This is a genomic window from Brucella pseudogrignonensis (genome assembly GCF_032190615.1).
GTDB classification, from domain to species: Bacteria; Pseudomonadota; Alphaproteobacteria; order Rhizobiales; family Rhizobiaceae; genus Brucella; species Brucella pseudogrignonensis_B.
In genome coordinates this window covers 397,779-409,958 of record NZ_JAVLAT010000002.1, presented here as the reverse complement: position 1 = coordinate 409,958, position 12,180 = coordinate 397,779, and the positions used below count along the sequence as shown (strand labels likewise).

Below are 12,180 nucleotides of genomic sequence, written 5' to 3'. Positions count from 1 at the left end.
ATGAGCGATACACATTTCATCCGCAAGGAAATGCACCCTGCTCTTCCTGCACCAGGAACTCGAACTGGTGCGCTGGCATGGGCCAGACGCTCATTATTTGGCAGTCTAAAAGACAGCATTTTCACCATTTTGGCTCTGCTTCTCATCGGATGGCTGCTACCGCCAGCAGTGAAATGGCTTTTCATTGACGCATCATGGACAGGCAGCGGTCGCGAAGCCTGTTCGACCATCGCCCAAGGCGGCATGCAGCCAGATGGTTGGTCCGGCGCATGCTGGGCATTCGTTAATGCAAAAATGGATCAGTTCATTTTCGGGCGCTATCCAATGGATGAGCGCTGGCGGCCAATTTCCGTTTTTGTACTCTTCACAATGCTTCTAGTTCCACTGTTGCTATCAAAAGTAGGACACAAGGCGCTAAATGCGGCTCTTATGTTCCTGTTATTGCCGGTAATTTCAGTCATCCTGCTTATTGGTGGAATTTTCGGCTTGCCCTATGTCGAGACATCGCTCTGGGGCGGGTTGCTCGTTACGCTGACGCTTTCATTTGTTGGCATTTCCGTATCACTACCACTTGGCGTCTTGCTCGCATTGGGTCGCAGATCCGAATTGCCAGTAATCCGTAAGCTTTCAACAGCGTTTATAGAACTGGTACGCGGCATTCCATTGCTAGCCGTATTGTTCATGGCAAGTGTGGTTTTGCCACTGTTCCTTCCACAAAGCTTTACAGTTGATAAATTCATTCGCGCACTGATCGGCGTCTCGCTTTTCGCATCCGCTTATATGGCTGAAGTGGTGCGCGGTGGCCTTCAGGCAATGCCTAAAGGTCAATATGAAGGTGCTGATGCTCTCGGTTTGACCTATTGGCAGAAAATGATCCTCGTCGTTCTTCCTCAAGCCTTAAAACTCGTAATCCCCGGTATCGTAAACACCTTCATCGGCTTGTTCAAAGATACATCGCTCGTCACAATTATTGCAATGTTCGACCTGCTCGGGATTGTTCGCCTCAATTTCTCAGACGCCAACTGGGCCTCACCAGTGACTCCCGTAACCGGATTAATCTTTGCGGGCTTCGTTTTCTGGATTTTCTGTTTCGCCATGTCGCGATACTCTATATTCATGGAACGACGGCTCGACACGGGTCACAAACGATAAGAATAAAGGGAATAATTTAAATGAGTGCACAAAGCGCCCTCCCGCAATCTGAGCCTGGTGTCGACATCGACCGTTCAAAACTGGAAGTCTCGAAGACCGAAGTGGCTATCGAGATCAAGAACATGCACAAGTGGTATGGCGAGTTCCACGTGCTGCGTGATATTAATCTGAAAGTCATGCGTGGCGAACGCATCGTCGTTGCTGGCCCTTCAGGCTCCGGCAAATCAACGATGATCCGTTGCGTCAACCGTCTGGAAGAACACCAGAAAGGGCAAATCATCGTTGATGGCATTGAGCTCACCAATGATTTGAAGAAGATTGATGAAGTGCGTCGCGAAGTCGGGATGGTGTTTCAGCACTTCAACCTCTTCCCGCATCTGACCATTCTGGAGAATTGCACGCTGGCCCCTATCTGGGTGCGTAAAATGCCAAAGAAGCAGGCCGAAGAAGTGGCCATGCATTATCTGAAGCGCGTGAAAATTCCGGAACAGGCCAATAAATATCCGGGCCAGCTTTCCGGTGGCCAGCAGCAGCGTGTGGCAATTGCCCGTGCGCTGTGCATGAACCCGAAAGTGATGTTGTTTGACGAGCCGACTTCAGCACTTGACCCGGAAATGGTCAAGGAAGTGCTTGATACCATGGTCAGCCTTGCTGATGAAGGCATGACCATGATCTGCGTGACGCATGAAATGGGCTTTGCCCGTCAGGTTGCAAACCGCGTGATCTTTATGGATCAGGGCCAGATTGTCGAAGAGAATGCGCCAGCCGAGTTTTTCGACAACCCGCAGCACGAGCGCACCAAACTCTTCTTGAGTCAAATTCTCCATTAGAGCCGGAGTATCAGACACATAAAAAGCGCGGCACGATTGTGTTAAACTGCCGCGCTTACAACAAACTCTTGCAATTTTGATCATCCAAGTACTCAATAATATTTCACTGATGAATCAGTTATAAGTTAGGAATTTTGAATGACGCCGTTAGGCCAACCTCGCGCAGGTGGAAAAGAAGTCATTAAGCAGCGCGAGCTTGCCTATAGCAGCATCATCGACAAGCTTCTGGCACGGGAATTTTTGCCTGGGCAATTTTTATCGCAACGACAACTTGTCGAAAGCACTGGACTACCGCTTGGACCAATCCGTGAAATCATTCCCCGGCTGGAATCCGAAGGTCTATTGACAGCGTTGCCACAGCGCGGAATTCAAATTGCACATGTGGATCTCAATCTTATCCGTGAGGCGTTTCAGTTTCGCCTGGTAATGGAAAAAGAGGCTGTACAACTTTTCACGCGCAACGCATCCGATGCCGCTATAAAATCCCTTCGTGACGAACACGAAGAAATGCTGGCGCTTGCTCAATCAAAAATCCTGAGCCCTGCCGAAGAAGAGATGGCACAGCAAATTGACTGGAAAATGCACAATACACTTATCGATGCGATGGGAAACAGCATTATCTCAACGGCATATCGCGTCAATTCAGTTAAAACCCGTTTAATCAATCAAGAGCGTTATACGATTGAAGGACGCGTCGCACCCGTTATGCAAGAACATCTGCGTATTATCGAGGCCATCGAAACAAGAAATACCGATAAGGCGACAGAAGCTTTATCGGATCACATTAACAATTCAAAAGCACTGGCACTTGACGTTTAAGTTCGGTAAAGCTGCAGACGAATTGCTACCATCATTTCAGCACGCTGAATTCTAGTATTTAGGGATAAAAATCCACTGGACTTGCCCTTATTTAGTGGAGAGGTTCTGTCACTAATTTACGGTTTATCATCTCGAACTGGATCGGCGATTTATACCCGAGTGCAGAATGTCTGCGCACAGGATTGTAGAAGCCATCAATATATTCTCCAATGGCTTTGATTGCGTCATTTCTAGTCTGGAACACGGTTCTCCAGATCAGTTCCGATTTGATCGTTTTGAAGACGGTTTCCACCATTGCATTGTCATAGCAGTTTCCTTTTCCGCTCATGGATGGAAGGATATCATGCGCCTTGAGAAGCCTACGGTAGTCATAGCTGGCATATTGGCTTCCTCTGTCTGAATGCTGGATCAGCCCGGGCTTTGGTTGACGGATTGCAATGGCTTTCTTCAAAGCACTGATCGCCAGATCCTTCTTCATCCGATCGCGCGCTTCCCACCCGATGATGCGACGCGAATAAAGATCGACAACAATTGCCAGATATAGCCAGCCTTCTGCCGTCCATATGTAACTGATATCGACACCCCATTTCTGATCCGGTCCATCACAGGTAAAGTCCTGATCCAGAAGATTGGGAGCGACGGGCTCACCATGATTGCTGTCGGTCGTGCGTTTGAACCGCGTTTTCTGCCGGGCTTTAAGGCCGTTTTCACGCATCAGTCGCGCCGTGCGGTGACGTCCTGCTCGAATACCTTCTTCGTTCAGTTCGACATGCATTCGAGGGCTGCCATAAGTTTCACGTGACAGTTCAAACTGATTGCGAATATGCGCCAGGATGATCATATCGTCGAGCTGACGACTGGGCAAACGATGCTTCCATGCATAATAACCGCTGATACTGACGCCTGCGAAAGCGCACAGCCGTGACAGAGATATATGAGCCTTCTCCGTGTCGATGAACGCAAACTTCATCGACTTGTCTCCCGAGCGAAGAAGGCCGTCGCTTTTTTTAGTAGGTCACGTTCCTGTCGCAGGAGTTCATTTTCCTTACGAAGCCGGGCAAGTTCCTCGCTCATGTCCTCATGCGGACCAGAAAGCAGATCCTTCTCAGCAAAATTGCGACGCCAGCGGTCAAGTGTTGACTTGCCAATTCCTAGGTCATCGGCAACCGATGAAATGCTTCGACCGCTCGTTGTTAAAATCCGAACGGCTTCGCGTTTAAACTCTTCTGTAAATTCTCGCTGCTTCAATTCTAGGTCTCCTGTCAGTTGTATCTAACAAAAGCCCTACACTTTTGAAGGGGAAGTCCAAAAGCGGACTGCCGCGGATTGTGTAACGTTAAATACAAAGTCACGCGAGCCATCTTTTCGATATCGTACAAATGCGCTGCCCGTAGGATAATCGGAATCGATTTGGATAGCCGTTTTTCCGCCAAGTTTTCCATACTGAAAAATGAGGATAGCAGGCGCGCCACCCGGAAACTGTTCGATGAGCGGCTGCGCCGCGCGAAAGCTGTCGCCAATAGTTGTGGCAACGATTTCAACGAGAATTTCTCCCACACATACTCTAGGACCCATTACGTCCGTTGCCAGTTCCAAAGTCATTTAAATGCTGCTTTAGCTTGCTATTGTGTAGTGATCGGCTGGCTGAGTTCAGAGTGCTTCATTCGCCAGATAGCGCTCAAGTGTTCTGGCCGTTCCATCCTGCCAGATACGTTTGAGTGCCGCCGAGAACGCCTCGATATAGGCTTGATTGGTGGCCAACGCTCCGAAGATATCGGTCATTTCGAGCCAGCGTTTCGGTTCGTCTTTGGCAAGTGATGCCTGTTTTAACAGGCGATCCCACGACGGATCATTGGGTTCTATAACTGCACCGCTATCCGTTGTTCCATAGCAGTAGCGGCACCAGAGAGCGGACACCAGTGCGAGGCCGGTGACCGAACGCCCTTTGGCAAGGCGATCTGAAACGGTGGGCAGAATAAACTTCGGCTGACGGTTGGAACCGTCAAGGCACAGGCGGCGGATTGTGTCGCCGATCTTTGGATTGGCAAAACGCTTGTCGATAAGCAGGCGATAGTCTTCCAGAACCGTATTTGGAACGGGTGGCACTTCTGGAATGATTTCTTCCTTGGTGAGCTTTTCCAGATATTGACGGATCAGGGGATGTTCCATTGCTTCATGAACAAAATGGATGTCGAGAAGTCCTCCCGGATAGGCAATGGCCGCATGTCCGCCGTTGAGGATACGGATTTTCATTAGTTCATAGGCGTCGACCTGATCGGAGAAGGTCACACCGACTTTTTGCAGCCGTGGGCGCCCGGTCGGGAATTTATCTTCGACCACCCACTGTTTGAAACCCTCACAGAAGACCGGCCAACCATCTTCAACTTCAAACTCCTTAAGCGCAATATCGCGTTCGCGCGCACCGGTCGCCGGTGTGATGCGATCAACCATTGAATTGGGAAACGCAACATTGGCGGCAATCCAATCAGCAAATTTCGGATCACTAAGCTTCGCGAGACCAACGACAGCATCTTCGGAAACATGGCCATTGCCGGGAATATTATCGCAGGACATGATCGTGAATGGCTCAACTTCGGCTTGCTTGCGTAGTTTCAGCGCCTGCACGATAAGGCCGAAGACAGTATTCGGCTTGTCGGGATGAACGCTGTCATAGACAATATCCGGATGCGCAGGATCAAAATGCTGGCTTGCCGGATTGATGTAATAACCGCCTTCAGTAATCGTCATTGAAACAATGCGGATATCCGGTGATGTAAGATAGGTCAGCAAGGCCTTCCGGCCCTCATCCGTCGATATAGTCACGTAATCGATCATCGATGCCGTAATACGCGCGCTGGAATAATCAGCTTCCTGTTCGACAACTGTTGTCAGCCAATCCTGAGCTTTCAGCGTGTCGCGCATGGCGTCATCGCTCGCACGTACGCCTGCGCCGACCAAAGCCCAGTCGTGATCAAGCCCCAGACCAAACAGGTCATCAAGATAAACAGCCTGATGCGCACGATGGAAGTTACCGATGCCAAAATGCACGATTCCGGGCTTTAATGCCGTAAAATCGTAGGCCGGTTTTTGAACCTTTTTGAAGCCTGCCAAAGTGGCGCGCATAAGTTTGGTCATGAAAACTTCCTCCTGAAATCAAGCCGGAACGAACTGAACTTTCAATGTGGCAGGATCTGTGCCCTGCTTTGTGAAGAAAGGCAGCATTTCCTCAATGGGTATGCGATGCGAAACAATGCGTGCCATTTCGCCCTTGTCGTTATGCAAAATTTCGAGCGCTTGCGGGATATTGCGAATAAGCGAATGCGAACCAGCGATACGGATCTGGCGGCGGAAGATTTCAAATGGCGCAACCGAAATACGCGCATCGGGTGCGCAGACACCGAACACCAGCACTGTGCCGCCATCTGCTGTAAAGCTGACCATACCTTCTGCGACTTTCGCGATGCCCGTAGCGTCAGCCACAAAATCAAAGCTCTTCTTTCGTGCATCAAGCTCTTCAGAGCCGGAAACAACCGACTCAAGGCCGAGGCTTTCGGTAAAAGCCAGACGGTGTTCGTTGATGTCGGCAACAGTGACTTTTTCGACGCCTTGCGCTTTGAGGGACAGCGCAAGCAAGAGTCCGATAGGGCCTGCACCAAACACCAGTGCGGTTTGAGATCCTTGCGGGCCTGTTTTCAATTCTGCCACGCCAAGACCATTGAGGACGCAGGCCAGCGGTTCTGCAAGTGCCGCCACATCGAAAGGCAGGTTGCCAATCGGGTGAAGATGCTGCGCATTGACAAGGCTTTTATTAGCAAAGCCGCCATTATGCGTTACGCCATAGGCTTTGAGGTCCGCGCAGAGATTACTCAGACCTTTCAGACAGGCGCGACAGTGGCCGCAGGGAATATTGGGGTCGACGGCTACCCGGTCGCCGGGCTTAACATTGGTAACGTCTTCCGCGACCGCGATCACGACACCGGCATATTCATGACCCGGGATTAGTGGAAATGCGCTTGAGCCGTAACGTCCATGCAGCACGTCAATATCCGTGTGGCAGAGGCCTGAAGCCTTAACGTCAATCAAGGCATGGCCAGGTTTGAGCTTAGGATCGGGGAGCTCGGCGAGTTCTGCAACACCATGCCCTGTAAAATAAATGCCTTTCATCTTTGCACCTAAAATTAGCTCAGGCCATCCAGTTGCCGCCATCGACACCAAATGTCTGGGCGAGGATGTAATCGCTTTCGGAGGAAGCTAGGAAAATCGCCATGCCCGTCAGGTCTTCCGGGTTGGCGAAGCGGCCAATCGGCACGGACTTCGCAACGGAAGCTTTCTTTTCGCCGGGCTTTAAGCCTTCCCATTCGGCAAAATTGGCATCGACCACATCCCAATGCTCGCCGTCCACGACGCCGGGCGCAATAGCATTGACTTGAATATTGTGTTTGACGAGCGCCAGCGCTGCTGACTGCGTGGCAGAAATAATTGCTGCCTTTGACAGGCAATAAAGCGTAACAAGCGCCTCACCGCGACGGCCTGCCTGACTAGCCATGTTAATGATCTTGCCACCACGACCGCGCTCGATCATGACATTCGACACCGCTTTCATCATGAAAAGCGGGCCTTTGAGGTTGATCCCAAGAACACGTTCATAGCTGTCTTCAGAAATGGCATTGATTGGTGCCATATCAAAAATTGCTGCATTGTTGACCAGAATATCTATGCCGTCATATTCCTTGTCGATCTCGGCTACGACCTTTTCAATCTCTGCAAGGTTCGTCACATCTAGCCTGACCGCTTTCACTGCACTGCCAAGGCCGCGCGCCGCTTCCTCTGCGCGTTCGATGTTGATGTCGGCGATGATGACTTTTGCACCTTCGCGCGCATAGGCTTCTGCAAAACCAAGCCCGATACCGCGAGCAGCACCAGTGATGAGGGCAACCTTGTCTTTCAGTCTCATGAGGTATTCTCCGGGAGAGCTATTTCAATAAAATCAACGGTGCGTTTTCTTGTCCGAAAGCAGAAGCGGGTGACGTTCATGGCGCTCAAGCGCCAGACCGTCGGATTGGAAGAGGTGCGCGTCGGCAGGATTGAAACCGAGATTGGCGGTCTCATGTGCACGGGCCGTGCTGCTGCCTCCGGCTTCAGCGACGATCAGATCTTTGGCTGCTAAATTCTGGACATAGAGATAGGTTTCTCCGCCGAGGCGCTCAACCACCATGATCTCACCGTCCAGAATGCCATCGTTTGCCGGATGAAGATGCTCAGGACGAACGCCGAGCACCAGTGAGGCTCCCACATCGATGCCTTCAGCTTTCACTGGAACGATTACGCTTTTAGCGTTGCTCAGTTCGACTGTGACACCATCGTCGCTTATAGCATTGACCTGAACATCAATGAAATTCATCGTCGGCGAACCAATAAAGCCAGCAACAAAGCGATTGATAGGGTGGTGGTAGAGCTCCAGGGGGGATCCCATCTGTTCCACTCTGCCATCACGAAGCACGACAATCTTATCGGCAAGCGTCATTGCTTCAACCTGATCATGGGTCACATAGATCATGGTCGCATTCAAACGATCATGAAGACGCGCAAGTTCAATACGCATTTGCACGCGCAATGCTGCATCGAGGTTGGAGAGGGGTTCATCGAACAGGAAGATTTTCGGTTCTCGCACCATAGCACGGCCAATAGCGACGCGCTGACGCTGACCACCAGAAAGCTGACGCGGCTTGCGATCAAGAAGCTTATCAAGCTGGAGTGTCTTGGCGACCTCTTCGACCTTACGGTCACGTTCAGCTTTCGGCACGCGTGCGAGTTTGAGTGCGAAACCCATATTGTCCCGCACATTCATATGCGGATAGAGAGCATAGGTCTGGAAGACCATTGCCAGACCGCGTTCATCAGGCGGCACGTCATTGCATTGCTGACCGTCAATTGTAAGATCGCCGCCAGTAATTTCTTCCAGCCCTGCGATCATGCGCAGGAGCGTAGATTTTCCCGATCCTGACGGGCCGACAAAGACAACAAATTCACGGTCTTCGATATTCAGATCCACGCCCTGAATGACATTGACGTTACCGTATGATTTGGTTGCGTTATGAAAAGAAAGCGTAGCCATTGTGGTCCCTTTATTTCACTGCGCCGAAGGTAAGGCCGCGCACCAGCTGGCGCTGGGTCATCCAACCAAACACAAGGATTGGAGCGATGGCGAGCGTGGATGCAGCCGAAAGTTTTGCCCAGAACAGACCTTCAGGAGAAGAGAACGATGCTATGAAGGCGGTTAGTGGAGCAGCCTTCGAGGCGGTCAGGTTGAGGCTCCAGAAAGCTTCATTCCAGCACAGGATTATCGAAAGTAGTGCTGTCGACGCGATCCCGGGCAGGCTGAGTGGCAGAAGCAGATACCGGATCTGCTGGCCCACCTTTGCACCATCCATGCGACTTGCCTCAAGAATTTCATGCGGCACTTCCTTGAAGAAAGAATAAAGCATCCACACAACTATCGGCAGATTGGACAGTGTGAAAATGAGGATGAGCCCGGTGCGTGAATCCAGAAGTCCGGTATCGCGCGCGATAAGATAAATCGGAACAAGTACGCCAACGGCCGGGAGCATCTTGGTCGAAAGCATCCAGAGCAATAGATCTTTGGTGCGCTTGCCGGGGAAGAATGCCGCCGCATAAGCTGCCGGTACGGCGATTATCAACGAGAGAATAGTGGCGCCAAGGCTTTCAACGACGCTGTTCATGGCATAGCGGAAATAGTCTGCACGCTGATTAACCGCCTCGAAATTTTCAAGCGTTGGCGAGAAGAACAGCTTAGGCGGCGCCACTGCATCAATCTCGGTTTTGAACGCTGCCAGCAACATCCAGAGGATTGGAAAGAACATGAGCAGCGCAACAGCCCAGCCGATAATACCGGCGGAGACTGTGGCTTTGTTGAATATACGTTTGTTAGCCATCTCAGCCTCCTAATTATCCAGATTTCGCGCAACAGTACGGATGAGGAAAAAGGCGACAATATTGGCAAGAACGATAGCAATAACGCCCGCAGCCGATGCACTGCCAATATCCCATTGCAGAAGCGCTTTAAGATAGATGAAGTAGGTCAGCGTCGTGGTCGCAATACCCGGACCGCCCGAGGTGGTGACGAGAATTTCAGCGAAAATCGCCAGAAGAAAAATCGTTTCGATCATGATCACGACCGAGATCGGTCGCAGAAGATGCGGCAGAATGATATAATAAAACATCGCCGGCCCTTTCGCGCCATCAAGACGTGCCGCTTCCATTTGCTCACGGTCAAGCGATTGCATGGCAGTCATCAGAATAAGCGTTGCAAAAGGCACCCATTGCCAGGACACAATCATAATGACCGAGGCCATGGGGAACTGCGAAAACCAGTCGATAACCGGGAGACCAAAGCTGCGCGATACGAAGGCGAAAAAGCCATTGACCGGATGCATCAGCAGATTCTTCCAAATCAATGCCGACACGGTCGGCATAACGAAGAATGGTGCAATAACCAGAAGGCGTGCAACATTTTTGCCGAAGAAATCCTGATCGAAAATTACGGCAAAGAGCACGCCGAATATGATGGATATAGCCAAGACAGATCCGAGCAGAATCAACGTTTTGGCGATTGCCGACCACAAGCCAGGGTCGGAAAGAAGGAATGAGTAATTCGAAACACCGGCAAAGCCGGTCACAAAAGGATTGATGAGATTATAATATTGGAAAGAGAACCACAGCGTCATCGCCAGTGGAACGATCATCCAAAGCAGTAACACAATAACGGCTGGTGCAAGCAGAGGCCCCGTGCGGATGCTGCGGGGCGATCTGGATGCAAAACGAGATTTTGTGCTGGCTGCAGCAGCTGTATTAGATGGCATAAATGCCCCTCCCTTTTCGCTCGACCCTCACTCCAATAAGAAGCTTGCGAAAATTTAATCTGCTGCCCGCTATTGCTATCAGGCAGCAGATCATCGGCATATATCCGTTTACTTGATGTAACCGGCCTGTGTCATAATTTGCTCTGCCTGACGCTGTGCACCATCAAGCGCTGCGTCAACACTCTGTTGACCAGCAACAGCCGACGAAATGGCCTGACCGACAATCGTACCAATAGCCTGGAATTCAGGGATCGCTACGAACTGGATACCTGTGTAAGGAACCGGATCCTTTGTCGGTTTCGTCGGATCGGCAGACTCAATAGCCGTGAGAACCGTCTCAGCGAAAGGAGCTGCTTTTTTGTAGTTCTCGTTGGCATAGGTCGACTGACGCGTACCCGGAGGAACAGCAACCCAGCCTTCCTTCTCTCCGACCAGATCAACATAACCCTTTGACGTGGCCCACTTCAGGAACGACTTTGCGGCTTCTGCCTTGTTTGTCGATGCAGGAATTGCGAGATTCCACGACCAAGCCCATGACGAGCCGTTTGGCGTCACTTCAACAGGTGCCTTTGTGAAAGCGACTTTATCGGCAACCTGACTCTGGTTTGGATCATAAATGCGGCCTGCTGCGGATGTAGCATCGATCCACATGGCGCAATGGCCAGTCGAAAAAAGTGCCTGATTTTCGTTGAAACCGTTTGAAGTAATTCCGGGAGGTCCAGCTTCTTTCATCAGATCGACGTAGAAGTTAATCGCCTTTTTCCATTCGTCGGAATTAATTTGAGGCTTCCATTCTTCATCAAACCAACGACCGCCGTACGTGTTTACGAGCGTTCCGAGATAAGCCATATTCTCGCCCCAGCCTGGCTTTCCACGCAGACAAAGACCATATTGCTCTTTCGATTTGTCGGTAAGTTTAGTCGCGAACTCCTTGATCTGCTCATAAGTCGGCTGATCCGGCATTGTGAGGCCAGCAGCGTCAAACAAATCTTTGCGATAAAGCGTGAACGAGCTCTCGGCATAGAAAGGCACTGCGTAGAGCTTCTCATCAACCGTCAGACCAGCGCGAACCGGTTCGATCAAATCATTGTAGTCGTAATCGTCACCGAGATCATCAACTTCAAGCAGCCATCCTGCTTTACCCCAGATAGGCGCTTCGTAGCCGCCGATGGTCATAATATCGAACTGACCACTTTTGGTAGCAATATCGGTGGTCACGCGCTGGCGCAGAACATTCTCTTCCAGAACCACCCAGTTGAGCTTGTTGCCGGTCTCCTTTTCCCATTCCGACGAAAGCTTCTGCATGATGATCATGTCGGCATTGTTGACTGTTGCGATGGTCAATTCTTCGGCCGAGGCTGTGTTTGCCATGATTACGCCACCTGCAACCGATGCAATAAGCCCGGCAATATAAGATTTGGTTCGCATCTCGTCTCCTCCTTTACGAATGCATAGCAAATTTCTTACATGTGTAAAATTTATCGCGCGGAGTTCCGTGG

Annotated in this window: 11 protein-coding genes and 1 pseudogene; 3 read left to right on the top strand and 9 right to left on the bottom strand. The window is 50.8% G+C overall.

Features of this window, described 5'->3' with window-relative positions:
• From RI570_RS13255 to RI570_RS13245, 3 genes are all read left to right on the top strand, one after another.
• Positions 1–1,152 carry an amino acid ABC transporter permease gene (locus tag RI570_RS13255; protein WP_409558672.1) on the top strand — a complete coding sequence of 384 codons (1,152 nt, stop codon included), beginning with the start codon at positions 1–3 and terminating at the stop codon, positions 1,150–1,152.
• 20 nt (positions 1,153–1,172) lie between these two features.
• A complete protein-coding gene (locus RI570_RS13250) occupies positions 1,173–1,982 on the top strand; it encodes an amino acid ABC transporter ATP-binding protein (protein WP_313829026.1) in 810 nt (269 codons plus the stop codon).
• Positions 1,983–2,120: 138 nt separating this feature from the next.
• Entirely contained in the window at positions 2,121–2,801 is a 681-nt protein-coding gene (locus RI570_RS13245) for a GntR family transcriptional regulator (protein ID WP_313829025.1), read from the top strand.
• A 91-nt stretch (positions 2,802–2,892) separates the two neighbouring features.
• Here the strand turns inward: RI570_RS13245 and RI570_RS13240 are convergent.
• The 9 genes and pseudogenes from RI570_RS13240 to RI570_RS13200 form a co-directional block, all read right to left on the bottom strand.
• A protein-coding gene (locus tag RI570_RS13240) for an IS3 family transposase (RefSeq protein WP_409558671.1) occupies positions 2,893–4,049 on the bottom strand; the annotation gives its coding sequence in 2 pieces (ribosomal slippage) (positions 2,893–3,788 and positions 3,788–4,049; 1,158 coding nt in all).
• Between the two features lie 60 nt (positions 4,050–4,109).
• Positions 4,110–4,403 (bottom strand): annotated as a pseudogene (locus RI570_RS13235) (sugar kinase); the annotation flags it as partial.
• A 48-nt stretch (positions 4,404–4,451) separates the two neighbouring features.
• Entirely contained in the window at positions 4,452–5,936 is a 1,485-nt protein-coding gene (locus RI570_RS13230; protein ID WP_313829024.1) for a mannitol dehydrogenase family protein, read from the bottom strand.
• Positions 5,937–5,954: 18 nt separating this feature from the next.
• Positions 5,955–6,965, bottom strand: coding sequence for a zinc-dependent alcohol dehydrogenase family protein (locus tag RI570_RS13225; protein ID WP_313829023.1), 1,011 nt, complete (start codon positions 6,963–6,965; stop codon positions 5,955–5,957).
• A 19-nt stretch (positions 6,966–6,984) separates the two neighbouring features.
• Complete coding sequence (locus RI570_RS13220) at positions 6,985–7,755, bottom strand: L-iditol 2-dehydrogenase (protein WP_313829021.1); 771 nt, start codon at positions 7,753–7,755, stop codon at positions 6,985–6,987.
• A gap of 33 nt (positions 7,756–7,788) precedes the next feature.
• A complete protein-coding gene (locus RI570_RS13215) occupies positions 7,789–8,916 on the bottom strand; it encodes a sn-glycerol-3-phosphate ABC transporter ATP-binding protein UgpC (RefSeq protein WP_313829019.1) in 1,128 nt (375 codons plus the stop codon).
• Between the two features lie 10 nt (positions 8,917–8,926).
• Complete coding sequence (locus tag RI570_RS13210; RefSeq protein ID WP_313829017.1) at positions 8,927–9,754, bottom strand: carbohydrate ABC transporter permease; 828 nt, start codon at positions 9,752–9,754, stop codon at positions 8,927–8,929.
• Between the two features lie 9 nt (positions 9,755–9,763).
• Positions 9,764–10,681, bottom strand: a complete 918-nt coding sequence (locus RI570_RS13205; protein ID WP_313829015.1) for a sugar ABC transporter permease — start codon at positions 10,679–10,681, stop codon at positions 9,764–9,766.
• A gap of 108 nt (positions 10,682–10,789) precedes the next feature.
• Positions 10,790–12,109, bottom strand: coding sequence for a sugar ABC transporter substrate-binding protein (locus tag RI570_RS13200; RefSeq protein WP_313829014.1), 1,320 nt, complete (start codon positions 12,107–12,109; stop codon positions 10,790–10,792).
• Between the last annotated feature and the right edge of the window lie 71 nt (positions 12,110–12,180).

Excerpts from the sequence above, each read along its gene's own strand:
- RI570_RS13210 (WP_313829017.1), bottom strand. The coding sequence starts at position 9,754 with ATGGCTAACAAACGTATATTCAACAAAGCCACAGTCTCCGCCGGTATT.
- RI570_RS13245 (WP_313829025.1), top strand. The coding sequence starts at position 2,121 with ATGACGCCGTTAGGCCAACCTCGCGCAGGTGGAAAAGAAGTCATTAAG.
- RI570_RS13230 (WP_313829024.1), bottom strand. The coding sequence starts at position 5,936 with ATGACCAAACTTATGCGCGCCACTTTGGCAGGCTTCAAAAAGGTTCAA.
- RI570_RS13255 (WP_409558672.1), top strand. The coding sequence starts at position 1 with ATGAGCGATACACATTTCATCCGCAAGGAAATGCACCCTGCTCTTCCT.
- RI570_RS13220 (WP_313829021.1), bottom strand. The coding sequence starts at position 7,755 with ATGAGACTGAAAGACAAGGTTGCCCTCATCACTGGTGCTGCTCGCGGT.
- RI570_RS13250 (WP_313829026.1), top strand. The coding sequence starts at position 1,173 with ATGAGTGCACAAAGCGCCCTCCCGCAATCTGAGCCTGGTGTCGACATC.
- RI570_RS13225 (WP_313829023.1), bottom strand. The coding sequence starts at position 6,965 with ATGAAAGGCATTTATTTTACAGGGCATGGTGTTGCAGAACTCGCCGAG.
- RI570_RS13205 (WP_313829015.1), bottom strand. The coding sequence starts at position 10,681 with ATGCCATCTAATACAGCTGCTGCAGCCAGCACAAAATCTCGTTTTGCA.
- RI570_RS13200 (WP_313829014.1), bottom strand. The coding sequence starts at position 12,109 with ATGCGAACCAAATCTTATATTGCCGGGCTTATTGCATCGGTTGCAGGT.
- RI570_RS13215 (WP_313829019.1), bottom strand. The coding sequence starts at position 8,916 with ATGGCTACGCTTTCTTTTCATAACGCAACCAAATCATACGGTAACGTC.